Source organism: Streptococcus sp. ELY_125 (assembly GCF_058314535.1).
In genome coordinates this window covers 37,637-61,801 of the sequence record NZ_JBZFUM010000007.1, presented here as the reverse complement: position 1 = coordinate 61,801, position 24,165 = coordinate 37,637, and the positions used below count along the sequence as shown (strand labels likewise).

The following is a 24,165-nucleotide window of genomic DNA, read 5'->3' as shown; positions in this document are numbered from 1 at the left end:
CCTCATTAGTTCTTGCTGACAGAATCTGAAACATTTTGCCCGTTCTTCAGATTGTTGTTAGGGTTACTGATGACTTCTTGCCCCTCATCAATACCAGATAGGATTTGCTGCTGCTTGGCATCGGCGCTGCCAAGACTTACCTTGCGTTTAGTGACCTTTCCAGATTTTTTATCATAAATCCAGACATAAGAATTGTCATTTTGAGTGACAACAGCCTTGACCGGCACTAGGATACCCTCACTGCTATTATCAACTTCTACAGATGTCGTGAAACCTTGCTTCAAATCGCCAAGGTCACTGTTGATATCAACTTTATAGTCATAGGTAGCGCTAGAAGAGCTTGAAGAGTCAGAATTATCTGAGCCAGAAGAACCACTGTCATCAGATTTTTCATTAGGGTAATTTGAAATATAACTGATAGTACCGGTCCACTTTTTATCTGGATAAACCTTAGATTTGATGGTAACAGTTTGGCCCACTTTGACATTGGCTAAATCATATTCTGTTAACGTCCCCTGAATCTGCATCTGCCCCTCACTGGCGACGTGAACCAGAGTTTGGCTGTTTTGGGTTGAGGGATTGACACTTTCAGCTACCTCTACAACTGTTCCGGCAACATCGCTGGTAACAGTCGTTGCATTGAGAGCCTGCTGAGCTTTAGTGACAACGCCTTGAGCATTAGCGTAAGCATCATTTAGAGATTGCAATTGGCTATTATACTCCGCCGTTCCTGCAATAGCTGCATTATCACGCCTGAAAGCTTCAAGGTCACGCGCAGCTTGATTCAAGCCTCGAACAGCAGCGTCATAGTCAGCCTGAGCCGAAGCACTATCGTATTGCACTAGAGCCTGACCCGCAGTGACCTGATCACCGACAGAAACGTTAATAGTAGGGTCAGTTCCCTTTGCAGGATCGTAGTAAACATATTGCTCAGAGATTGATTTTGCTTTTCCCGTTAGAATCGTTGATGAGGCTAAATTTCCTTTTGTGACCCTAGCTACGGTATAAGGGCTTGTCTGAGCGGTCGAATTAAGGATAGCATGCGTTACCATGTACCCACCGCCTAAGAGGACAAGTCCTGTCGCTCCAATAATAATCCATTTTTTACGCTTTGACATTGTTTTTCTCTTACGTTGACGTGCCATATAAAATCTCCTTTAGCCTTTATTAATGATATAGTAGCAATAAAAATTAACTTCTACTCTTACAGATTTGTAAGGTAGGAAATTTTGTATCGTTTTAACAATACAAATATAAAACTTTTATCGCTCTCTGTCAAGTACTATCTGCAAAATAACAAGCCTGTATGACTTTTCTCCATTGTAGCTATCCCCTTACAAAAAAGTAGGGACATTATATTGTCATAATTTTTCAAACAACCATTTTGCAGTTTGAAAGCGGATTGACTTGTCATTACAAGAATTTGCTTTCGCTAGATAGTATAGACTATTTTGACTCTTAGTGAGCATCTATGTCGTGAACGGTCGTTATTTTGTCGTGAATGGTAAAAAATTAAAAATATCTATTAAATTCTGATAATTCGGACTGAAACTTTTTAAGAAAACCCACTAGAATGAGAACAACCATGTTAATCTAAAATGTTAGACTGAAATTATTTTCACGCAAACAAAAAGGAAGAGAGCTTCACATAACTCCTTCCTTTCTGAAAAATAGGTAAAGTCTTTAAGCTTGACATTGGAAATAGGCTAGGAGTTCAAAGAATCAACCCTTACTGCCCAATTTTCGGTTCATGGCTATTTTTATGATGACTGCGGTTAGATAGCGTTTGTCGTAAAGCTCCTGCTTTCCAAAACACGCACCATGGCATCTGCAGTATCTAAGGCTGTAAATAGCGGTACACCAGCTTCAATAGCCGCACTGCGAATAGCTTGTCCGTCCTCATCGGCTGTCCGCTTAGTACCAACCGTGTTGATAATGGCTTGGACAACACCGGTCCGAACCAGGGCTGGAATATCATTGTCATCGTTATCACCCAGCTTATCAACAATGACTGAATTTAGGCCATGTTTTTTGAAATAGCGTGCGGTTCCAGCTGTTGCATAGATACCATAGCCAATGGCATCAAAGCGACGTGCCAGCTCTAAGGCTTCTTCCTTGGTATCATCTGCAATGGTGAAGATGACATTACCGAAGGTGGGCAGGTGGAGATAGCTGGCTTCGAAGGCTTTATAGAGGGCTTTTTCTAGGGTTTTATCCGAACCCATAACTTCACCAGTTGATTTCATTTCAGGCCCTAAGAGACTATCTACTTTAGCCAATTTGGTGAAGGAGAAGACAGGGGCCTTAACATGAACCCGATCACTCTTAGGATAGAGACCGTCCTGATAGCCTAAATCAGCTAGGCTTTGCCCCAAGATTAGTTTGGTTGCAACCTGAGCCATTGGGATATCTGTTACCTTGGATAAAAATGGCACGGTCCGACTGGCACGTGGATTAACCTCAATGACATAAACTGTTTCATCGTGGATAACAAATTGGATGTTCATCATGCCGATACAATTGAGACCAATAGCTAAACGCTTAGTGTAATCAGCAATGGTATCAATAATCTCTTGAGAGAAGGTTTGCGGTGGATAAACAGCCATAGAGTCCCCTGAGTGGACACCAGCCCGCTCGATATGTTCCATGATACCTGGAATGAGAACATTATTGCCATCTGATATGGCATCGACTTCACACTCACGACCAACCAAATAAGAATCGACAAGGACTGGATGGTCCGGACTGGCTTTGACTGCTGTTCTCATATAGGAACGAAGATCGTTTTCATTTTCAACAATTTCCATAGCACGACCGCCAAGTACGTAGGAAGGACGAACCAAGACCGGAAAACCAATTTGTCGAGCAGCCGCAAGTGCTTCTTCTTCGTTAGTAGCTGTATGTCCTGGTGGCTGAGGAATATCAAGGTCTTGCAGAGCTTGTTCAAAGAGATCGCGGTCTTCTGCTCGGTCTAAATCAGCCACTTGGGTTCCTAAGATTTTAACACCGGCCTTAGACAATGGCTCAGCTAAATTAATGGCTGTCTGACCACCAAACTGCACGATAACGCCCTTAGGCTGCTCTAGATCAATGACATTCATGACATCTTCAAAAGTCAGAGGCTCAAAATAGAGCTTATCGGATACGGAAAAGTCAGTCGAGACGGTCTCTGGATTGGAATTCATGATGATGGCTTCATACCCAGCTGCCTGCAATGCTTTAACTGAATGAACGGTTGCATAGTCAAATTCCACCCCTTGACCGATGCGAATCGGACCAGAACCAAGCACGATAACTGATTCCTTATCCGATTTGATTGATTCATTTTCAAAAGCATAAGTTGAGTAGAAATACGGGGTTGCAGATTCAAATTCTGCCGCACAGGTATCCACCATTTTGTAGACAGGGATAATATTATTATCTAAGCGCAGCTGGCGAATGGCTGTAGTATCCATTTCCCAAAGTTGACCAATTTTTCTGTCGCCGAAGCCAAAACGTTTAGCTTCTTTCAAGATACCAAGATTGCCAACATTCTCTTGTAGCTCTTGCTCCAATTCAAAAATATGGAGCAACTTATCCAAAAAGAAGATATCAATCTTGGTCAGGTCTGCAATTTCTTCAATGCTAAAACCACGGCGAATTGCTTCTGAAATATAGAACAGCCGATCATCCTGAGCTTTGACAATTTTCTCAAAGAGCTGATCATCACTAGCTGCCGTTAATTCTGGCATCTCATTGTGATGAACACCGATTTCCAGCGAACGGCAAGCCTTGAGCAGACTTTCTTCAATATTGCGGCCAATAGCCATGACTTCACCTGTCGCCTTCATCTGGGTGCCCAAACGACGTTCTCCATTTTCAAACTTGTCAAATGGAAAACGCGGAATCTTTGCCACAACGTAGTCAAGGGCCGGTTCAAACATGGCATATGTCGTGCCAGTTACTGGATTGATCATCTCATCAAGTGTCAATCCAACTGCAATTTTAGCAGCCAATTTAGCAATAGGGTAACCTGTTGCCTTAGAAGCCAGTGCTGAAGAACGCGATACCCGCGGATTAACCTCGATGACATAGTATTTAAAACTGTGAGGATCCAGAGCCAACTGAACATTACAGCCCCCTTCGATCTTAAGGGCACGAATGATTTTTAGACTGGCATCCCGCAGCATCTGATTTTCAATATCGGACAAGGTCTGAGTTGGTGCAAAAACAATGGAATCCCCTGTGTGGATACCAACAGGATCAAAATTTTCCATGTTACATACTACAAGGGCATTATCAGCACTATCCCTCATAACTTCGTATTCAATTTCCTTGAAACCAGCGATGGATCTCTCAATCAAGCATTGCGTAACAGGCGAGAGCTTCAGGCCATTTTCGGCAATTTCACGTAATTCCTCCTCATTACTACACATACCGCCACCGGTCCCCCCCAGAGTGAAGGCGGGGCGGACAATAACAGGGTAGCCTATCTCGGCAGCAAAATCTAAGGCCTCCTGAACAGTATTAACAATCTGTGATTCAGGAATCGGTTGCTCCAAATCTTCCATGAGCTGCTTGAAGAGGTCACGGTCTTCAGCCTGATCAATAGCTGAAAGCTTAGTTCCCAAGAGCTCAACACCTAATTCATCTAAGATTCCCGCTTTAGACAGTTCCATAGCCATATTGAGCCCGGTCTGGCCACCAAGAGTTGGCAATAGGGCGTCTGGCCTTTCCTTGCGCAAAATGCGGGTCACAAATTCGGTCGTGATAGGTTCAATATAGACCTTGTCGGCGATTTCTTTATCGGTCATGATGGTCGCCGGATTGGAATTGACAAGGACAACTTCGTAACCTTCCTCTCGCAAAGCTAAACAGGCCTGAGTCCCTGCATAGTCAAATTCCGCAGCCTGCCCGATAATAATCGGTCCAGATCCAATCACCATAATTTTTCCAATGTCAGTACGTTTTGGCATTTATAAGATATTAAGGGCATAAAACAGATATAGCAAAAAGAAACCGAATCCACGACACTAGGTCTAGGGAGTGGTCTATCCTTTTTGCAAGATCTGCAGGGCCGTATTCAGTTGAACCAAATACGGAATTAGAGCCCCTTCTCCTTTCTATTCAACGTGCTCCAATAAAGCATGATACCAAGGCTCGTCAATTGCGAAGTAAAAAATAGCTAACGTGATTCAGACGACAATATCTAAGTAAGATTCATCCTTTTCACACAACAATTAGAGCCTGTTCAAATAAGTTCTGGACCTGCAAAGAGGACAAACAAAATAGGAGATTTGACGAAGATCCGTAGGTTCTAAAAAAATCTCTATTTTGCTAAAGTTCCTTATCCTCAATTCAATTAACTATTATGGTCCAGAGAAAAATGTTACCCTCGTGCTTGTTCTAGCTTAAAAGCATCAATCAGCTCAAGGAATTCATCAAATAGATAGCTGGCATCATGAGGACCCGGAGCTGCATCCGGATGATACTGAACTGAAAATGCTGGGTAGTAGCGATGGCGAACCCCTTCAACAGACTTATCATTAATCTCTTCATGCGTTACAATCAGACTGTCGGGGAGGGTCTCGCGATCAACCGCATAGCCGTGATTCTGGCTGGTAAAATCAATCCGCCCAGTCGCAATTTCACGTACCGCATGATTGAATCCGCGATGCCCAAATTTCATTTTGTAGGTGCTGGCACCGTTAGCTAGACTGAAGAGTTGATGGCCCATACAAATTCCAAAAATCGGAATTTTTCCCTGTATACCACGAATCATATCAAGAGCTTCTGGTACATCTGTTGGATTACCGGGACCATTGGACAGCATGACACCATCTGGGTTAAGATGAAGGATCTCATCAGCCGTTGTGCTATAAGGTACAACCGTCACATTACAATTGCGCTTGGAAAATTCGCGCAGGATAGAGTGCTTGAGGCCAAAATCGACCAAAACGATATTTTTGCCAACACCAGGAGCGGGATAAGCAGCCTTGGTGGATACTTGCTCAATGTTATTAGTAGGCAGGACTGTTGCTCGCAGCTGATCTTGCAGGTGCTCAATACTATCTCCATCATTGGCCAAGGTTGCTTTCATGGTTCCATGCTGCCGTATAATCTTAGTCAAAGCACGGGTATCAATGCCGGAAATACCAGGAATGTTCTTGGATTTCAAAAATTCATCCAGTGACATTTGATTGCGCCAATTGCTAGCCAAACGGGCATTCTCAGCTACGACAACGCCCTTGCAGGTCGGTGTGATAGACTCATAGTCATCACGATTGATGCCATAATTCCCTACAAGGGGATAAGTAAAGGTCAAGATTTGACCATTATAGGATTGATCAGTGATGGATTCCTGATAACCAGTCATACCTGTGTTAAAGACGATTTCTCCAGTGACATCACCGCCAGCACCAAAGGCCTGACCTTCAAATATAGTACCGTCTTCTAAAATTAACAATCTTTTTGTCATAGGTTAGATACCCAAAGGCTACTCGGCTCATCGGAAAGCTAGTCTTGCTTCGCCATTCAAAGAGAGCCTACTACCCTTTTGCTTCCTTTCTTTACTATATCTAGATGAAGTAAGCGTGATAAAGCGAAAGAGACACTCACTTCAATCCTAAGAATTAAACTCTTTTTGCCCAGCTAGTTGCTACACTTTACCATTTAGAATGGCCTCAACAATAGCCATACGGACAAAAACCCCATTTTGCATTTGAGCTACAATCCGAGATTTAGGTGCTTCTACCAAATCGTCTTTAATTTCCACATCGCGATTGACCGGTGCTGGATGCATGATAATAGCCGTATTTTTCAATTGATCATAGCGCTCCTGTGTCAGACCATAAAGGCGGTGGTATTCCTCTTTAGAAAAACTTTCTGAGCCATCATGACGTTCATGCTGGACTCTAAGCAACATCATAACATCAACATTATCGATAATATTATCAATAGCATCATACTTCCCATAAACATCAAATTCACGAGAGTACCACTCTTTAGGCCCACAGAAATAGAGCTGAGCTCCCAAGCGCTTCAACACTTGCATATTGGATTTAGCAACCCGAGAATGAGTCAGATCTCCGGCAATGGCAATTTTTAAATTTTCAAAAGTCCCAAACTCCTGATAAATCGTCATAAGATCCAATAAGCTTTGACTAGGGTGTTGTCCAGAGCCATCCCCACCGTTAACGATCGAGGTCTGGATAGTTCGACTGTCGATCAATTCTTTGTAGTAATCATCCTGAGAATGACGTACCACACAGATATCAACTCCTAGAGCAGACATGGTAAGAATAGTATCATAAAGGGTCTCCCCCTTGTTGACTGAGCTCGTTTTAGCATCAAAATCGATAACGTCTAATCCTAGCTTCTTCTCTGCTACTTCAAATGATTTATGAGTCCGGGTAGAGCTTTCAAAAAAGAGATTAGCTGCAAAATACTGACGATCCAATTTAAATACCGCTTCTCCTTGCTTGAAGGCTATCCCTCGTCTAATTAACCCCATAACTTCTTCATTGGATAAGATTTCCATTGATACCAAATGTTTGAGAGAAACCATACCATTTGTTACTACCATAAGCTTCAATCCTTTTCTGGAAGAATTTGATAGAGAATAATCCCTAAAAGAGTTGAGAAGGCGACGCTGGTAATCTGCAAACCAGCTACTTGCAGCATAAGTCCACCAATCCCTGAAATCAAGATGACACTAGCAATGAAGAGGTTCTTTTTCTTATCAAAGTCTACTTGATTTTCTACCAAAATTTTTAAACCGCTTGAAGCAATGACTCCAAACAGGGAGATAGACACACCACCAAGTACGGCAGGCGGAATAGATTGGAGCAAGGCTGAGACTTTTCCAACAAAACTCATAATAACCGCAATCACGGCCGCACCAGCAATAACATAAACCGAAAAGATTTTATTGAGAGCCATAACCCCAATATTTTCCCCATAGGAGGTTACAGGGGGAGCTCCAAACAGGCCAGCTATAATCTGAGCTAGACCATCACCAGTCAAAGTGCGATCTAAACCAGGATCCTTAAAGAAATCACGGCCTGTCAAACTGTTTAAGACCATGACATGACCGAAGTGTTCCGTCATGGTAACAAAAGCAATCGGAGCCATGGTTAGGATGGCGCTGGGATACAACCTAAACTGACCATTGCTCAAAAGAATGTGAAAATCTGGAATATCTAACCATGAGGCCTGGGCTACTCCTGAAAAATCAATAATTGTTTGTCCGCTTATAACTCCTAAGCCCAGCGCAAAGAAGTAACCGACAACCAACCCTAATAGAATAGGAATAACAGCAACAATCCCTTTACCATAGATACTAAAGGTGATAACGGCAAATAAGGTGACCATTGAAATAGCCAAACTAGTAAGACTGTAATGCCCATCAATGGTCATCGCATCGTTGACGGCTGACGTCGCTAAGCTAAGGCCGATCACCATGATAATCGGTCCGACAACGATAGGCGGCAGAACCTTATCAATCCAGTTTTTTCCAACAAATCTGACCAGTATTGCTACCAAAAGGTAGACCAAACCGCCAGAAATAGCGCCTTGAGCTACAGCGGGCATACCGTCTGTTTTGAGAAGGGTCTGCATGGTTGCAATATAAGCAAAGCTTGACCCCATATAAGCAGGGATCTTATACTTGGTAACAGACAGATGTGCTAAGGTTCCTAAGCCGCTAGAAAAAAGGGCAATAGCAGGGTCAATACCAACCAGAATAGGAACCAGCACCGTTGAGCCAAACATAGCAAAGAGATGCTGAAAAGATAAGCCCAGCAAGAGTCCGGTCTTCGGTCTGTCACCAATATCGTATTTAATTTCTTCCATTTACGACTTCCTTACTAATTCCATTAGGCAGTCCAGAGAGTTAATTAGACTCACTGATAGTAACCCGGTCGCTACCGTCTACCTCAACCATCTCGACAGTAATCGCTTCTTCAGAACTCGTTGGGATATTTTTGCCAACATAGTCTGCACGAATAGGCAGTTCACGATGGCCGCGATCAACCAAAACGGCTAAACTAACACGAGCTGGGCGTCCAAGACTGACAAGATTATCGATGGCTGCTCGAATAGTACGGCCAGTATAGAGAACATCATCAACAAGAATAACATCTCGACCGGTTACATCAACCGGCATACTCGTTGTATCCTGACTTGCTTTAATGTCATCGCGGAAGGGTCTGATATCCAACTCTCCAGTTGGAACATCAATAGCTTCAATCTGTTTGAGACGGTCTTGAATCCGACGAGCGATATAGACTCCTCTGGTCTTGATTCCAGCCAAAACAAGATTATCTAAATGTTTATTGCGCTCGATAATCTCATAGGTGATACGGGTGATTGCCCGTTTCATGGTGACGTCATCAACGACTTCTTTTGTTTTCATAAGAAATCCTTCCTTGTATATATTTTTTGAACAAAAAATCTCCCTGCCCTTGCAAGGAGATGACACAAAATAAGAGATATAGGTATAGTCTACCCTATCATTTTTTCTGAGCATGTCTCCTTACCTGCCTCTCTGGACAGTTTTAAAGGATTTTATTCATTGGGCTCATTATAGCAAAAACTATCAGCTAAGGCAAGAATTAACCGTAAGTCTTTTACTGTCTAATTAGCGCCTAGTTTTTGAAGTTAAATTGGTAAAACTAAACTTTTGAAAGTGACGGTTTGTCCTCTACACCTGAGGGATGGCAAAGGCACCATAGATTTTTGGTCCATTGTCACTCCTGTAATAGATATTAGGTAACACGCCCTATCGCAAACGCCCCTGCTGCAAGGCTTCTAAGGTCTCTTGGAAAAGCTGCGGGGGTTGAATAGAAAACTTAAGAAGCTCTCCTGTCGTCGGATGGGTAAAACCGATTGTCTCAGCATGCAAGAACTGTCCCTCCCCCTTAAGCGTTTTACGGGGAGCATAGAGAGGATCACCAGCTACAGGATGACCAATGTAGGCCATGTGAACCCGTATCTGGTGTGTTCGCCCAGTCTCTAGGCGCAATTCGACCAAGCTGTAGTCACCAAAACGCTCCATAACTTGGAAATGCGTCACAGCTGGCTTTCCCTTGGCTGTCACAGCCTGCTTCTTACGATCCTTGTCTGAACGTCCAATAGGAGCCTCGATCACTCCGCGATCATTAGGCAGATTGCCATGAACAATAGCCAGATACTTTCTCAAAGACTTCTTATCTTTGAGTTCATCTGCCAAAGCCTGATGAGCCTGATCGTTTTTAGCAATCATCAGTAAGCCTGACGTATCTTTATCAATACGATGAACAATGCCAGGTCTCACCACGCCATTAATAGTGGATAAATCTTTGATGTGGTAGAGAAGAGCATTGACTAAAGTCCCAGAGGTGTGACCGACAGATGGATGAACAACCATACCTTGCGGCTTATTGACAACAGCGACATCGTTATCTTCATAAACAATATCAAGTGGCAGTTCCTCAGCCTCATAAGTAAGCTCAACTGCCTGTGGTTCTTCATAGCTGATGATGTCACCTCGTTTGACGGCATATTTGGCCTTTTGTGGGCAACCATTAACAGTAACAAAGCCGTTTTTAATCACCTCACTGGCTTGGCTGCGCGATAAAGCTGTCATTTCTGCCAGTGCCTTATCCAGACGCAAGCCCTCCGCTTCTTTAACGATCACTTCCATCTTTTTCTTCCTTCCAAACTGCAATCATTAGCAAGAACACGCCTAGGCTGAGGCAGGAATCCGCTAGATTAAAAACAGCAAAATCAATAAAATCTAAATGAATCATATCAACAACATAGCCTAAACGCAAGCGATCAATAAAATTAGCAAGACCGCCAGCAATAATGAAAACCAAGGCGGATACCAGCCAAAGAGAATCATAAAAATGACGGTACAAATAATAACCTGCCCCACCGATAACAAGAATCGTAATCAAAGCAAAAAGCCACTGCTGATTCTGCAAAATAGAAAAAGCTGCCCCATAATTGCGGACATAGACCAAACTAAAAATAGGCGATAAAAAAGGGTGCCTCTCTCCTTGACTGAGATGACCAACAATCCACCATTTACTCACCTGATCGAAAATGATTAAGCTAATCATACTTAAGGGAACCAAAATCCTTCGTTTCAACACTAGAGACTCCTTAGGGTTTAAAGGTTTCAAAATACTCAAACATAACATTAATAAATTTGAGGGCACAAGCTGATAAGACCTTATCAACACGCTTGACGTAGACCATTTTATTATCTAAATCGTCTTCCAGCGGTATCACAGTAATGCCATTAACACTGCGGCTGTCGAGAAAGCCTGATCCAGTCGCATACGCATCTGTTCGCTCAAGTATACCATTTAGGGTAGCGCGGTCAGTTACGTTAAACATCAGGGAGCTCTCTGTTGTATCAATAAAATTTTCAGAGTAATAAGGATATTCATCCTTCTCTTGGGTAAAGCGCACTGTCGGCAAATCTACCAAATCTGTCATTGTCAATCGCTCTTTCTTAGCCAAAGGATGATTCTTACGCAGATAAATATGAGTCTGAAATGGAATTAAATCGACTAACTCCAAACCTAGCTTATCCATTTTTTGCTGAATGCCTTTGCTGTTTTGACGATTCATGTAAATGATGCCAATATCACTGTGTCCCTGAGCCACCTCATCCAAGATCTGCACGGTAGTAGACTCAAAAATTCGAAAATCCTTATAATCTGGGTACCGTTCAGAAAACGTAGTGATTAGAGGTGGCAAAAAATCATAGTGTTGACTAGCAATAGAGAATTGCGGATTACTATTATCAGGTTTCGTGTATTGTTTTTCAAATGAATCAAAACTGCGAACAACATCAAGGGCTCGTTCGTAAAAGGACAGCCCTCGGCTAGTAAGAACAGCTCCAGTTGTCGTTCGTGTAAAAATCTGAAAGCCTAACTCAGATTCCAAATCTTTAACAGCCACGGATAGACTGGGCTGACTAACGAAAAGTTTAGAGGCAGCTTCACGAAATGTTCCACTGTTGGCAATAGCAACAACATAGCGCAATTGTTGAATATTCATAATATCTTCCTTCTAATATCACTCCCTTTATTATAGCAGAAAAAAACAGTCCAGCGGACTGTTTTTTCACGAGCCTAAAAATATAAAAGCGAGTTCTGTCCAGCGGACTGTTTTTTCACGAACCTAAAAATATAAAAGCGAGTTCTGTCCCTGTTCAATGCTTCTTTCAAAAATATTAGACACTTTCCTAAACAAGGAACTAGCGTCTGTAAGCTAGGCAGCAAGCGTCCCTATTGGAACAATTTTAACTAACCTAGCTGTCGCTGCTTCTATGGCTTAGACCGTCTTAACAGCTGATCTTGCTTCCAAATATTGCTAGTGCAGTTGAGGGGGCGCAATGGCTATCTAGTGTTTGTCGGCATTGAGAAGTTTACAATATAGTTTTTCTTCCATGCTACTTTTCTCGTTTAGAAAATTGATTCCTAGAGCAAGCAAAAAAGAGGGAACCTAGGGTCCCCTCCGATCTGTTGCATATGAGAAAATCATCTTACTGCAGGCTAGATATTATCCTTCTCCAATTGGTAAGCCTTAACCAAAGTTGTATAAACTACAACAATAGCCAAGAGTACGACAGTAACACACCAAATAGCGTAGATATGAAATATATGTGTCAGTAAACCTGTTATGACAGCACCGCCAACAAAGCTTCCTACCACGATACTATAATTAATCGCTTGGCGCCTAATTATTTCTTGTTCTCCCTTATTCCGCAAAAAATCAAACCAAGCAGCAATCATTTTATGGTAATTCCCAGATGTCATCATAATTACATAAGCATGATGCTCAATTTTCGTTCCTCTAAAGGTCAAAATCATTATCCCTGTACTTGCTGCCAATAAGGAAATCCACACCAATTTATCAACAGGAAAGAGGGGGTATAGAAGACTGCTAAACAGCAGAGGGAGAACGCCAAAACTGCGCCAATAAGCATTTTTGGCATGTTCTTTAAGCAAGATACCTAGCAAGAAGCCAAGTGTGAAGAAAGTTAGAGAAAGGATACTCGCAATTGTCTTTTCAGGCCTCCCCTGACCCCAATTTGCAATCAGCAAAATAATGTTACCCGTCTGCGTTGCAATTAGAGTACCAAATTCCATATGCGAAAAGACATCCAAACAGCCTCCTACCGATCCCAGAAAGAATGCCATTACACGAGTATCTTGTGGCATAACAGCTAATTTTCGAGCTGATTCTGTCATTAAGTCCTCCTATCTATCACCGGAATTACGTAACCTATCTGCTATAACCACTTAGCTCTATTCTACTCTTTTGTCCTTAAATTTTCAATGAACTTTTAGTGGCGTTTTCACATAGTATTATTAAAGTTCAATTAGTTTTCTTGATAATGAACATTCTTGCAGAAAAGTTAGCTTTTTATCAACCAGATTACAAGTTGTAATCGTTTCAAAGTCTATGGCATCAAGCTTTATTTGATATGGTACAATATTGGCGTCTTACAATATTACTGTATAAGGAGGTTTAATTATGCAACGAAAGACAACTTATAAATTACATAAAGTTAAGAAACATTGGGTTACCATTGCTGGTACTGTTACAGCTGCTTCAATCGCCCTATTAGCTCAAAGTGGACAGGTTCAGGCAGATGAATCAGCTCAAGTTATTCCACAAGCAGCTTCAGATGCTATTGCAACTAAAGCTGATACTGCTCAATCTCAGACAGAAGAATCGGTTAATACTGCTGTGCAGACAAGTGAATCAACTCCAGAAGCACCATCGACAGAACAAGCCAAAGAACAGGAGTTGGTTCCTGTTAACCATTCTCAAGATGCACAAGCTGCGCCAGCCGAAAAATCAGCGACTACTGAAAACACTGAAACACCAGTCGTAACTCAGGTACCAAAGGACTTCCCAACAGTAGAGTTACCAGAAGGTCATTTGTCAGAAGAAAACACTTCTGCTACTAATAGCAAAGGTGCTAGTGATATTTCTGCCGATAAAGAACAAACAGAGACTAACAGCGATCAAGATAATAAGGCTGCCGCTGATTCAGCACAGGCGACTACGACGATTCAAGACAGTCACGTTATTGTGACGGAAGCTGGTCGTGCAACAGCCAACCAGACACAAGACGGCTGGGTTAAAGATCGAAACACAGGGCAAACTTATTATTACCGAAATGGTCAAAAAGTCACATCCTCAATCACTGAAGGAAATAAAACTTATTACTTTGACCGTGATAGTGGTGCTCTTTTGACTAAGCATTGGTATCTTAGACATATTACGTCAGATTTTGATGCTTGGCTTTATCTTGGAGAAGATGGGGTAGCTGTTACCGGTTATCAGACTATTGAAGGGAAAAACTATTATTTCAATGAATACGGTAGTCAAATAAAAGGAATGGCTGAGGATACCAATGGAAAACCCGTGATGACCGATCTTAATACCGGAGTTATTTCACGTGTCGAGTTTACACCAAAAACCTTCTACACCCCCGGCAGCAACAATTGGTATTATGTAGATGAAAACGGAGCTCTTGCCAAGGGTTGGAAAACTGTTAATGGGCAAAAGCTTTACTTTGATTCATCTGGTCGTCAGGCAAAAGGCGAAGTCGTAACTACCGATGGCAAACTCTACTACTTCGATCAAGATACTGGTGAGATGTGGACCAACCGTTTTGTTGGCTACACCCACTATAGAAAGACGTCCGCTGCTCCAATCTATGGTGTCCCACAAAGAGTTTGGTACTACCTTACTGAAGATGGCTCTGCTGCTTCTGGACTTGTAACTGTCAATGGGCAAACCCTCTTCTTTAGACCTAATACTCATGAACAAGTCAAGGGCGAAATGGTTAATACAGATCAAGGCCTGCGCTACTTTGACCCTGAAACAGGTGATGCTTGGCATGACCGTACCCATGTTGAAATCAATGGTAAATACTACGATTTTGACAGCGAAGGTATTGCTCATGAAGTAACCGGCTAACTAATTGTATAACTGATTATTGATAAGCACAGTAGCCTAACCTACTTAAAAAAGTCCTTTCCCTAAATAGGAAGGACTTTTTTGTCTGTATAAAACTATTATAAGTTTTTGTACAAGTCTGCACAGTGACGATTAAAGGCGGTAAGCAATACCTCTGTAATCAACATAGTACCAGCGACCATTTGCGGCTCTAACAGTACGATTATACACTTGTTCACCAGAGTCAGCATCGTAGAAACGATAATGACCATCACGGCCTCTGGCTACGTCACCTTTAACTTGTTGACCATTTTCTTTGAAATAGAGACGTTGACCATTGATCGTTTGTGCACCTGTTACAGCAGCACCATCACTTCCAAGGTAGTACCAGTTACCAGCATTGTCAGAAGCAAATCGATTTGTCCATGCTTCGCCGCTGTTAGCATCATAATAGTGAGTTTTACCGTTCTTATCGGTTGCAAAGCCACCCTTAACTTGTTGGCCATTTTCCTTGAAATAGAGATGCTGACCATTAATAGTATGAGCACCTGTTACAGCTGTACCATCACTTCCAAGATAATACCAGTGACCTGATTTATCTGCGACAAAAGTATTGACCCACATATCTCCGCTGTCAGCATCATAGAAGCGGAGTTTGCCATCATTACCAGTGACAAAATCACCTTTAACTTGCTGACCATTAGCTTCAAAATAGAGGTGTTGTTTACCAATAGTTTGAGCACCTGTTACAGCAGCACCATCTTTGCCAAGATAGTACCAGTGGCCTGACTTATCTGAAATGAAAGTATTCATCAGGGCATTACCACTATGTTCATCGAAATAGCGAACTTTACCATCGCGAGCAACGATGATTTGCCCCTTGACTTGCATACCATCCTTCTCAAAGTACTGAATGTTGCCATCAACAGTTGTCAATCCGATAGCCATCACGCCATTCTTAAAGTAACGCCATCCATTACCGAATTGTTGGTAGCCATTTTCATAGCGTTTACCATCATTGCCGAAATAATATGTATTTCCTTCAGCATCAGTGTAAGTACTGTTACGCAGGGCAACACCATTTTCAAGGAAGAAATAGTTACCGCCGTTGATGTTTTGCGCACCATAGACCATATAACCATCTTTACCGAAGTAATAGAGGTTACCGCCTTCGTTGATAAAGCTGCCTTTGACTTGCTCACCAGTTGTACTTGAGTTATAGATATAACCTTTACCATCGTAACGGATACCAGCAGCAACTGATTTCCCAAGGAGAGCATTCGGCAAGAAGAGCTTATCTTTGTCTACATTGAAGTAACGGTCGGTAACTTGATCACTGAGAACATAGTCTGAACCGCGTCCAAGGATATTGCTTCCGTTAAGGTATTTAGCAGACCATTGCGTAATTTTAGTTGATGGGTCGATTGCCTCACCTGTTGAGATTTGTTTTCTCTCAAAGATTTCAGGATATTTGGCTTGCAATTCATCCAAGAAAGCACCACCGTATTTAGCTTGGTAATCATCTCCGCTACCTTTGGTATCAGTAACATAGAGTGTATTCTTAATAGAGCTACCGGCAGTTGGACGACCAAATTTATCTGTACGTGTTACAGAAACGACTTCCTGTTTAGGGAAGGTGTACAGTTGGTCTGGAACCCAGTCTGCCATTACCTTGAGGCCCTTAGCATGCAGCGCCTTGATGGCTTTAACTAGGTGTTCTGCTGTACCATACTTATTGGCTTTTGACATACCAAGATCATAGCGATCAGTGAAGGCATAACCATTTTGGATAACCGAATCAAGGAACTGACCGTCTGTAGATGACACATACTGAGGAGCCATTTCAAAGTCAGTAATACCCCATGATACGAATTTGTCAACATTGTTAGCGATGACAACGTTAGTGTACTCTTCTTCCTTAGTTGCAAAAGCTTGGAAGTTTGAGAAACCTTCAAACATAACGCGTGAATCCATAGCAGCATCTTGGTGAAGTGATTTACCATCAGTGTTTGCTGTTTCAGTAGCTGCTACACGGATATCCTGGTTAGCTGGTGCTCCGACTGGCACCCAGACTTGAAGGAAGCCAGAGACTTGAGGGTTAGCAACACCAACAAGATCGTCTTCTAGGAAGTACAAGTAGCCATTCTCATCTGTACGGCGAGTCAAGCCAGCTTTAGCAGCATCAGCATCGGTAGCATATGTCGCAACGCCGTCCTTAGTTGAAACCATGAGAGCACGGTACTCTTGGTTAGCATGGGCAGCTCCCATATTAAGGGCAACAACTTGACCTTTATTCAACTTAAATCCAGGTTGGTTCCCCATAACAACACCAACACCAGAGGTACGGGTTGTAGCATCTCCCTTGTCTGTTGCTTTCAAAGCACCTTTACCAAAACGTACAGAGGTAAGGATTTCACCACTTCCAATGTTGTAGTTTTGCATGCGTTGTCCACCTGAAACGTACTTCATACGTGCTTTCAGGAGGGATTCAATCGCATTGTAGTTCACCGTTTTGTTAGCCATGTATTGGCCATCATCAGTAAACATATCTCCATAGTATACACGAGGGATTGAGCCCTTGTTTGTTAGGAGCAAGGTGTAAGAAAGAGGCACATTGTAATGCGTATATTTCTTATCAGTTTTCTTCAAGTCTTCGTTGTAGATCTTGAAGGCTTTATCAATTTCTTCTTGCGTAAATGAGTATCCGAATGAATCTGGATTAATTTCAGCTTTGATGATATCGCGAATCAAGTCCTGTACTTCACTATCGTGGGCACGAGCAAAGCTGTAGCTTGGAATTTCTTCAACTTCGCGTTCATCAAGTTCACGATCAACAACACTGTTGTGGATCAATGGATTCAAACCTGAACGGATATTAGTTGGTTTAGCCAATGACCAAAGCATTGACAAGCGGAACTTATTATCCATATTCATGAGGTTGTCGCCCTCATCATGAAGATATGGTGTATCGTTATCACTCCATGCTTCTACGATAGAGACGTGATCGTTGGCATTCTTATTATTTTGGTGAATCTTATAAGCTGATTTAAGGTAATCGCTAGAAATTTGCAATAAGTCTGCGTCAACGTTATCTACTGCGTCAACACGGATGGAATCAAAGTTGGCATCTGGATCGTTCGCATAGATGCTACCAAAATTAAGCAGATAATGAAGCCAGTTAAGCTGCTCTGCCTGTACAACTGGGTTTGAGTTATCCACATCATTAGCAAGGAGGTACTCATAGCCACCGAGTGGGTCATTAGGATTGTATTTATATTTAGAACTTAACTGACCAGTTTGCGAACTTGGTGTGCGATTAAGCAGACGGTAGCTCGACTGGGTATCTGGTGTTAAAGTGCTTTCATTATCAAAACGAAGAGCACCATTTTGCAAGTGATCATCGTAAGGCTTTTCACTTTCGCCATTCCACTGAGATTGAGTCTTGACAAAGGCAGAAATAGCTTCACGAAGCCACTTAGTATTTTGTTCTGAAGTAATTTTTTGTTCAATACGCACTTGTATAAGCTCAGCTGCACTTGCTAACTGTGCCTGACTTGCAGTATTTGAATAAGCCTTATCAATTCCCAGAACATTGTTCATGTAGTTGACATAGTTGCGTTTAGTTTCTGTGTCAGGCCACCATGCCATCAAGAGCGGGCGAAAATCGTCCTTAGTTGATTCTGTCCAAGTTTGACCATTTTTGAGGATTGATTTTGGACGGTACCAAGAATCAGCTGTCAGGTAGTTATCAATAGCTTCAAAGTTTTCAGCTGCTGTACTGTAGGCACGGTTGTTGCTAGTAAAAGCAGTTTCCGCACGATTGAGTTCAGAGGTATTTCCAGCAGTGCTTTTCGATGTATCTTTGTAAGCACCATTTTCATCAAAATAAAGGATGGTGTCACCGACGCTAACAGCAAAGTTCTTTTTAACATTGCCATCTTCATCGTAATAATAATATTTGCCGTCCACCTGTTTAACATTAGACAAAGAAGTTAAGGCTTCAGGAACTGCATTAGCTTGTTCTTGGGCCGCTACTGCTTTTGATTCAGCAAGGGCATCAGCTGATACTTCAGGATTCGCATTGGCTGCGACATCCCATTGAACCGTTTCAGCACTGGCAGGAGTTTCAGCTTCATTTGCTTGTTCCGCTTGATTAGCAGCGGCCTCATCGGCAGCAACAGCTTGAGGCTGTTCAGATGTTGCTGTAGCAGGCAGGTCTTGGGCTTGAGCATCTTGCGCAGCATTAACCTGATCGCTAGCAACAACAGCCTGATTAGCTGTTTCTTCAGTTGTCTCATCGGCGCTGACACTTGAAGCACCTAAAGCTGAGACTAGCATTGTGGCAGAGGCTACAGAGACAGTTACCCATCTCTTTTTAACCTTATGCATCTTGTAATGTACATTCTTCTCCATGTATGGAGTCCTCCTAATTTGAAAATAAATCGCGCACCTAAAATTTTTAAAGATTAAAAAATTTCAAGCGTCAAGTTATTTTAACATTTTTTACAAATTATTTCTAGTTATTTATAATTTTTATGAGAATTTTTTTATTGATATAATAGCTTTAGTTTTATTTTTTCAAAAAAATAGGATAATTTTCTGAAAAATTAATTTTTGTTATCGCTTTCTTTTTTAACACCATATTACTATAAATCATTAAATGATTTCCCTACTATTTTACTTTCATTATGACCGCTTAAGCGACTATTAGATCGTTTTTCGAGGGCAGTTACTGCTCCGCTTGTTATTACAAAGTCATTAAAACTTTTTTAGTATTAGTATCAGTAAAAAATTGCAAAGAAAAGACAGGCCTAATTGAGCCTGTCTTGAGTAAATAAATTAATTATTTTGCGATTGGGTAAACAGATACTTGTCTCTTATCGCGTCCTTTGCGTTCGAAACGAACAACACCTTCAACTTTAGCAAAGAGAGTATCGTCTCCACCACGGCCTACATTGGCACCAGGGTAGATATGAGTTCCGCGTTGACGGTAAAGAATTGAACCACCTGTTACCGTTTGACCATCAGCAGCTTTCGCACCAAGGCGCTTGCTTTCTGAGTCACGTCCGTTTGATGTAGAACCTCCACCCTTTTTGTGGGCGAAGTATTGCAAGTTAGAAAGATTAAGTTTAAGCATAATAATATCCTTTCGTTGAAAACTTATTGAATTGCGGGTTTGGCCACATATTCGGAAGAATTTTCAGCCAGATTTTCTAAGCCGATAACAACCGAAGCGAAGAGTGTCTGCCAAACCTGATCTTGATTAGGAGTCATCTCCTGCGGCTTAATCACACGCAAGAAGCCTCCGCTATCTGCTAATTCCAATTCTAGTTCCATACCGGTCAGCTCTTCAACTGAATTAACAAAGTTGAGCGTCAGCATAGAAACCGAAGCACAGATCACATCAAAGCCATACTCACCACTGCCAGCATGACCTGAAATTTTCATTTCTGACCAGCCATCAGCGTCTCTTGTAAAAGTTGCTTTAATCATGATAGGCAAAACATTTAAGCGTTGATAGCGTTAATGACAACTTTAGTATAAGGTTGACGGTGACCTTGTTTGCGGTGGCTACCTTTTTTAGGTTTGTACTTGAAGGTAACAACTTTCTTTTGCTTACCTTGTTTTTCAACGGTACCCACAACTGTAGCGCCATCAACAAGTGGGCTACCGACCTTAGTAGAATCACCACCAACAAGAACGACTTGATTGAAAGTTACTTCTGCTCCTGTTTCAGCGTCAAGTTTTTCAACGTAAATTGCTTGACCGACTTCAACTTTAACTTGTTTTCCACCAGTTTTGATGATTGCGTATGTGCTCATTATGCACCTCCTATAAGATTTTGTTGTGAAGGAAATTCCCTCATGTGAAGACTCGCCTAACACCGTGAGTACGAAACTACTTGAAAACAGTGATCGAGCGGTTGCACAGGATGTGCATATAGTCAACGTTCTTAGTTTAGCACATCAGAAATGATTTTTCAAGATTAAAGTATTTTTTATGTTTGAAGCTTTCACCCGAATAAGTTTTTGCTAACATCTCATTTAGGTGATTAGCTCACTTCCAATGCAAATCAACGAGTTCATTCATCTCTTGATAAGCTACATCAACCTTTTCTTTCATGCTATCATCAAGGTCTTTTCGGTACTTCCCACCTTTAATAAAATCTTCCAAAACTAGAGTTTTGTAAGCATACTTTTGGTAGCCTTCATCGACAGTCTGACCAGTGTCCTGCCGCCAAACCATGGTTGGATGGGCCTTGACTGTTTTAATCGTGGTCGTCTTATCCTTTTTCTCGAACGTGACATCCATCAATAGGCCTCGCTCAGTCCAAATATCATCTACCGTTTCTTGACATTGGTTAGAAATAAAGTTTCCCATGGAATAAATAATAAATTTTTTTTGATGATCTTTTGTTACCACTTCTGATGGCTCTGCCACATGGGGATGTCCTCCGAAAATCACATCTGCTCCCCACTCAACCATCTTATGATATAGACTCCTTTGTTCATCGGTCGGAGTCCGCTGATACTCCACTCCCATCTGCGGCATTACAATAGTGACATCTGCCTCTTTCTCCGCTTCCTTTAGTTCCGACTTGATTTGCTTTTTGTCAAGATCAGATAAGTGCTTTTGATAATCACTTTTGCTGACATTGGCTTCCATGCCATTATAACCGTAAGAATAGCCCAAAATAGCTATTTTAATCCCATTAACCTTTTTTATAAGAAAGGGCTCTTTGCGACGATTTTTCTGATAAATGCCGATAGTATCTATTCCTAAATCATTGAAGGTTCGAGCTGTTTCAAGTGCGCCATCCAAATTAGAATCTAAGATATGATTGTGTGCTAAATCGACAACGTCATAGCCTGTTTCTTTCATAGTATCAGCTATACTTTTTGGAGCATTAAATAGGGGATAGCCAGCTAAGGGGTGGTCAGCGCTAATTGTTCCCTCGTAGTCTCCTAGTGCTAGATCCGCATCGGAGATCCAGTCTTTGACATACTGAAAGTAAGGGGCAAAATCATAAGAGCCATCTGTCTGCCGGGCACTCATATAGAGAATATCATGGATCAAAATATCACCATTAGCAACCACACGAGCAGTTTGAACAGAGGAGGCCTTGGACTTCCCCTGCATCTTGATAACATCGTGAAGAGCTCCAAAAGCTAAAATGGCTAAAATCAGGGTCAGACAGATTAGGCTGGCCTTCGGGATTGAATTCTTTTTCATTTTGGTCCTCCTTGCCCATCATTATATCATGATTACGCTTCCATAAAAAGAGGTCGTTAATATGATTTTTGAAGGACTGATAAAAACAACCAACCTTCCCAATGACAGTGCTTGTAGCCATGCCTAAGAAAGGTTGGTTATCTTTTTTAATGATCAATAGTTTCCACTCTGACCTTAATCCTAGCTGCTTCAATCTGCTTAGCTAGCTCAACAAAATCTTCAATGAGCACACTGGAACGGCTAGCCATAACTTGATACTGCTGGCTGTCTTCGTAATAATAATAAGGGATCAAGTGGTAGTCGTTGGCTTGATAAAAGGCGAGGCGGCGCAGGCGCTGAGAGTAATTGCCTGCGCTCGTATCCAAAGGCTCAATCACTAGGATACAGGGGCAGTCTCCAGCCTTTTGGGCTACTGCCTTAAGGATAGTACTGCCATAACCTTTTGAGCGCAGGTCTTTCGGAACAGCTAAGAATAAGAGATAATAGACCTTGTCCGACTTCAGACTGTAAGTAAAGCCGCAAAAGTTACCCCCGTCAAAATAAGCTGTAAAGTCAGCATATCCGCCCATAAGGCAGTTTATCAGCCAAGAAAGTGGCAGACGTTCCCACTCTGGGAAGGCAGATTCATAGAGCTCCTTAACTATTTGAAGATATTTGGAATCGGACGCAAGAGAAACTTCAGATAGACGCTTTACCTTATTCTGTACTGGTTTTGTCACAGCAGATCCTCGATCAGTTCGTCGACAGCATCATTTTCCCCTTCTGGGGTAATCTCAGAAACCGTAATGCCTTTAACAGCACGCTCAGTGAGGCCCTCAATGTCCAAGCGAGCCTCGTATTGCTCAACATTTTTGATTTTAGGATTAGTTTTAGGGCGGTCAGGTGCAAAAATGGTGCAGCAATCTTCAAAAGGCTGTATAGAAATCTCAAAGGTATCGATTTGCTGAGCAATGTCAATAATTTCCAGCTTATCCATAGTAACCACTGGACGGATAACAGGAGTTGTCGTCACCGCATTAATAGCCTGCATTGACTCTAAGGTTTGACTGGCAACCTGTCCGAGACTTTCGCCATTTATGATGACCAAACCATGGCGTTGCTCACGAATCCGATCGGTAATTCGCATCATAAAGCGACGTGTTAGGGTCATGAGGTAAGCTTCGGGTGCTTTTTCCTTAATTTCTTCCTGAATTTCCGTAAAGGGAACTTCAATAAACTGGATATTACCGCCGAACTTTGTCAGTTTACGTGTCAAATCATGAGCTTTTTTAAGGGCGCCCGGACTGGTGTAAGGAGGACTGGCAAAATGGACCGCTTCAATATCTACTCCTCGCTTGAGAGACAAATAACCCGCTACAGGTGAATCAATACCACCTGAGAGCATGAGCATTCCCTTACCAGCTGTGCCAACTGGCAGACCCCCAGCTCCCTTGATTTCTTCGTGAGAGATATAAGCCGCTTCATCACGGATTTCTACCTTGAGGGTAATATCAGGCTTTTTCATCTGGGCCTCGATAGCAGGGAGGACATCAAAGACAGCTCCACCAAGATCTTGATTGAGCTCACGACTGTCCAAGGCAAACTTGTGATCACTGCGTTTGCTGGCAACCTTGAAGGTCAGGCCCTCATGGTAGAGGTCAGTCATAATATCTTGAACAGCCTTCCGCAGGGTTGGCATATCCTTTTCTAACTTATAAACTGGCGAAAAAGCCTGGATCCCAAAAATTTGCCTGAGACTTTCTGCAACGGGATAGTAGTCAGTCCCATTGAGGAAAACGTGACCACGGTCGCGGTCAGCTGTTACCTTGACATCAGGATAGATAGCAAGGACATCCTCAATATTGCGCTTGAGTTTATTGATGAAACGCATGCGATTTTTCCCTTTAGTCGAAAGCTCACCGTAGCGAATCATAATTTCAGAATACTGCATATAATCTTTCAAAAGTCCGACGATCAACTGCCGGACACCCTTTCTTCTTA

18 protein-coding genes and 1 other annotated feature are annotated in these 24,165 nt (G+C 42.1%); of the genes, 1 reads left to right on the top strand and 17 read right to left on the bottom strand.

What is annotated here, in order from left to right:
• Window positions 1-5 precede the first annotated feature (5 nt).
• From AC4HAL_RS04555 to AC4HAL_RS04510, 10 genes are all read right to left on the bottom strand, one after another.
• Window positions 6-1,145, bottom strand: coding sequence for an efflux RND transporter periplasmic adaptor subunit (locus tag AC4HAL_RS04555; protein WP_447452339.1), 1,140 nt, complete (start codon window positions 1,143-1,145; stop codon window positions 6-8).
• 630 nt (window positions 1,146-1,775) lie between these two features.
• Window positions 1,776-4,955: a carbamoyl-phosphate synthase large subunit gene (carB, locus tag AC4HAL_RS04550; protein ID WP_491093184.1), complete on the bottom strand. Its 3,180-nt coding sequence runs from the start codon at window positions 4,953-4,955 to the stop codon at window positions 1,776-1,778.
• Window positions 4,956-5,368: 413 nt separating this feature from the next.
• Window positions 5,369-6,457 (bottom strand): carbamoyl phosphate synthase small subunit, encoded by a 1,089-nt coding sequence (locus AC4HAL_RS04545; RefSeq protein WP_447452337.1) that lies wholly within the window; start codon window positions 6,455-6,457, stop codon window positions 5,369-5,371.
• A gap of 180 nt (window positions 6,458-6,637) precedes the next feature.
• Entirely contained in the window at window positions 6,638-7,564 is a 927-nt protein-coding gene (locus tag AC4HAL_RS04540) for an aspartate carbamoyltransferase catalytic subunit (protein WP_491093183.1), read from the bottom strand.
• A gap of 5 nt (window positions 7,565-7,569) precedes the next feature.
• Complete coding sequence (locus AC4HAL_RS04535) at window positions 7,570-8,832, bottom strand: uracil-xanthine permease family protein (protein ID WP_491093182.1); 1,263 nt, start codon at window positions 8,830-8,832, stop codon at window positions 7,570-7,572.
• 40 nt (window positions 8,833-8,872) lie between these two features.
• A complete protein-coding gene (gene pyrR, locus AC4HAL_RS04530; RefSeq protein WP_491093181.1) occupies window positions 8,873-9,394 on the bottom strand; it encodes a bifunctional pyr operon transcriptional regulator/uracil phosphoribosyltransferase PyrR in 522 nt (173 codons plus the stop codon).
• A gap of 366 nt (window positions 9,395-9,760) precedes the next feature.
• Window positions 9,761-10,663, bottom strand: a complete 903-nt coding sequence (locus AC4HAL_RS04525) for an RluA family pseudouridine synthase (protein WP_491093180.1) — start codon at window positions 10,661-10,663, stop codon at window positions 9,761-9,763.
• Window positions 10,647-11,114, bottom strand: coding sequence for a signal peptidase II (gene lspA / locus AC4HAL_RS04520; protein ID WP_447452332.1), 468 nt, complete (start codon window positions 11,112-11,114; stop codon window positions 10,647-10,649). The genes AC4HAL_RS04525 and lspA overlap by 17 nt, the downstream gene beginning before the upstream one ends.
• Before the next feature lie 13 nt (window positions 11,115-11,127).
• Entirely contained in the window at window positions 11,128-12,033 is a 906-nt protein-coding gene (locus AC4HAL_RS04515; RefSeq protein WP_491093179.1) for a LysR family transcriptional regulator, read from the bottom strand.
• A 497-nt stretch (window positions 12,034-12,530) separates the two neighbouring features.
• Complete coding sequence (locus AC4HAL_RS04510) at window positions 12,531-13,229, bottom strand: YoaK family protein (RefSeq protein WP_491093178.1); 699 nt, start codon at window positions 13,227-13,229, stop codon at window positions 12,531-12,533.
• A 286-nt stretch (window positions 13,230-13,515) separates the two neighbouring features.
• On the opposite strand from AC4HAL_RS04510, the gene AC4HAL_RS04505 reads away from it, so the two are divergent.
• Entirely contained in the window at window positions 13,516-14,973 is a 1,458-nt protein-coding gene (locus tag AC4HAL_RS04505) for an N-acetylmuramoyl-L-alanine amidase family protein (RefSeq protein WP_491093177.1), read from the top strand.
• 132 nt (window positions 14,974-15,105) lie between these two features.
• Here the strand turns inward: AC4HAL_RS04505 and AC4HAL_RS04500 are convergent, their stop codons facing one another.
• The 7 genes from AC4HAL_RS04500 to thiI all read right to left on the bottom strand — a co-directional run bounded on the left by AC4HAL_RS04500 (window position 15,106) and on the right by thiI (window position 24,115).
• Entirely contained in the window at window positions 15,106-19,365 is a 4,260-nt protein-coding gene (locus AC4HAL_RS04500) for a glycoside hydrolase family 70 protein (RefSeq protein ID WP_491093176.1), read from the bottom strand.
• A gap of 430 nt (window positions 19,366-19,795) precedes the next feature.
• Entirely contained in the window at window positions 19,796-20,089 is a 294-nt protein-coding gene (gene rpmA / locus AC4HAL_RS04495) for a 50S ribosomal protein L27 (RefSeq protein ID WP_447452327.1), read from the bottom strand.
• Between the two features lie 23 nt (window positions 20,090-20,112).
• On the bottom strand, window positions 20,113-20,445 hold the full coding sequence (locus AC4HAL_RS04490) for a ribosomal-processing cysteine protease Prp (protein ID WP_491093175.1): 333 nt from the start codon (window positions 20,443-20,445) through the stop codon (window positions 20,113-20,115).
• Between the two features lie 14 nt (window positions 20,446-20,459).
• Window positions 20,460-20,774: a 50S ribosomal protein L21 gene (gene rplU / locus AC4HAL_RS04485; protein WP_491093174.1), complete on the bottom strand. Its 315-nt coding sequence runs from the start codon at window positions 20,772-20,774 to the stop codon at window positions 20,460-20,462.
• A 38-nt stretch (window positions 20,775-20,812) separates the two neighbouring features.
• Window positions 20,813-20,887, bottom strand: a sequence feature (ribosomal protein L21 leader region).
• Between the two features lie 122 nt (window positions 20,888-21,009).
• The gene (locus tag AC4HAL_RS04480; RefSeq protein ID WP_491093173.1) at window positions 21,010-22,185 is read right to left on the bottom strand and encodes a CapA family protein; all 1,176 of its coding nucleotides are present in this window, start codon (window positions 22,183-22,185) and stop codon (window positions 21,010-21,012) included.
• Window positions 22,186-22,331: 146 nt separating this feature from the next.
• Window positions 22,332-22,904, bottom strand: a complete 573-nt coding sequence (locus tag AC4HAL_RS04475) for a GNAT family N-acetyltransferase (RefSeq protein ID WP_491093172.1) — start codon at window positions 22,902-22,904, stop codon at window positions 22,332-22,334.
• Window positions 22,901-24,115, bottom strand: coding sequence for a tRNA uracil 4-sulfurtransferase ThiI (gene thiI, locus AC4HAL_RS04470; protein WP_491093171.1), 1,215 nt, complete (start codon window positions 24,113-24,115; stop codon window positions 22,901-22,903). The genes AC4HAL_RS04475 and thiI overlap by 4 nt, the downstream gene beginning before the upstream one ends.
• Between the last annotated feature and the right edge of the window lie 50 nt (window positions 24,116-24,165).

What these genes read in the sequence shown, in the direction of transcription:
- AC4HAL_RS04510 (WP_491093178.1), bottom strand. Translation starts at nt 13,229, where the DNA reads ATGACAGAATCAGCTCGAAAATTAGCTGTTATGCCACAAGATACTCGT.
- AC4HAL_RS04545 (WP_447452337.1), bottom strand. Translation starts at nt 6,457, where the DNA reads ATGACAAAAAGATTGTTAATTTTAGAAGACGGTACTATATTTGAAGGT.
- rplU (WP_491093174.1), bottom strand. Translation starts at nt 20,774, where the DNA reads ATGAGCACATACGCAATCATCAAAACTGGTGGAAAACAAGTTAAAGTT.
- AC4HAL_RS04490 (WP_491093175.1), bottom strand. Translation starts at nt 20,445, where the DNA reads ATGATTAAAGCAACTTTTACAAGAGACGCTGATGGCTGGTCAGAAATG.
- thiI (WP_491093171.1), bottom strand. Translation starts at nt 24,115, where the DNA reads ATGCAGTATTCTGAAATTATGATTCGCTACGGTGAGCTTTCGACTAAA.
- AC4HAL_RS04535 (WP_491093182.1), bottom strand. Translation starts at nt 8,832, where the DNA reads ATGGAAGAAATTAAATACGATATTGGTGACAGACCGAAGACCGGACTC.
- AC4HAL_RS04525 (WP_491093180.1), bottom strand. Translation starts at nt 10,663, where the DNA reads ATGGAAGTGATCGTTAAAGAAGCGGAGGGCTTGCGTCTGGATAAGGCA.
- AC4HAL_RS04505 (WP_491093177.1), top strand. Translation starts at nt 13,516, where the DNA reads ATGCAACGAAAGACAACTTATAAATTACATAAAGTTAAGAAACATTGG.
- AC4HAL_RS04555 (WP_447452339.1), bottom strand. Translation starts at nt 1,145, where the DNA reads ATGGCACGTCAACGTAAGAGAAAAACAATGTCAAAGCGTAAAAAATGG.
- AC4HAL_RS04515 (WP_491093179.1), bottom strand. Translation starts at nt 12,033, where the DNA reads ATGAATATTCAACAATTGCGCTATGTTGTTGCTATTGCCAACAGTGGA.
- carB (WP_491093184.1), bottom strand. Translation starts at nt 4,955, where the DNA reads ATGCCAAAACGTACTGACATTGGAAAAATTATGGTGATTGGATCTGGA.
- pyrR (WP_491093181.1), bottom strand. Translation starts at nt 9,394, where the DNA reads ATGAAAACAAAAGAAGTCGTTGATGACGTCACCATGAAACGGGCAATC.
- AC4HAL_RS04500 (WP_491093176.1), bottom strand. Translation starts at nt 19,365, where the DNA reads ATGGAGAAGAATGTACATTACAAGATGCATAAGGTTAAAAAGAGATGG.
- AC4HAL_RS04480 (WP_491093173.1), bottom strand. Translation starts at nt 22,185, where the DNA reads ATGAAAAAGAATTCAATCCCGAAGGCCAGCCTAATCTGTCTGACCCTG.
- AC4HAL_RS04540 (WP_491093183.1), bottom strand. Translation starts at nt 7,564, where the DNA reads ATGGTAGTAACAAATGGTATGGTTTCTCTCAAACATTTGGTATCAATG.
- rpmA (WP_447452327.1), bottom strand. Translation starts at nt 20,089, where the DNA reads ATGCTTAAACTTAATCTTTCTAACTTGCAATACTTCGCCCACAAAAAG.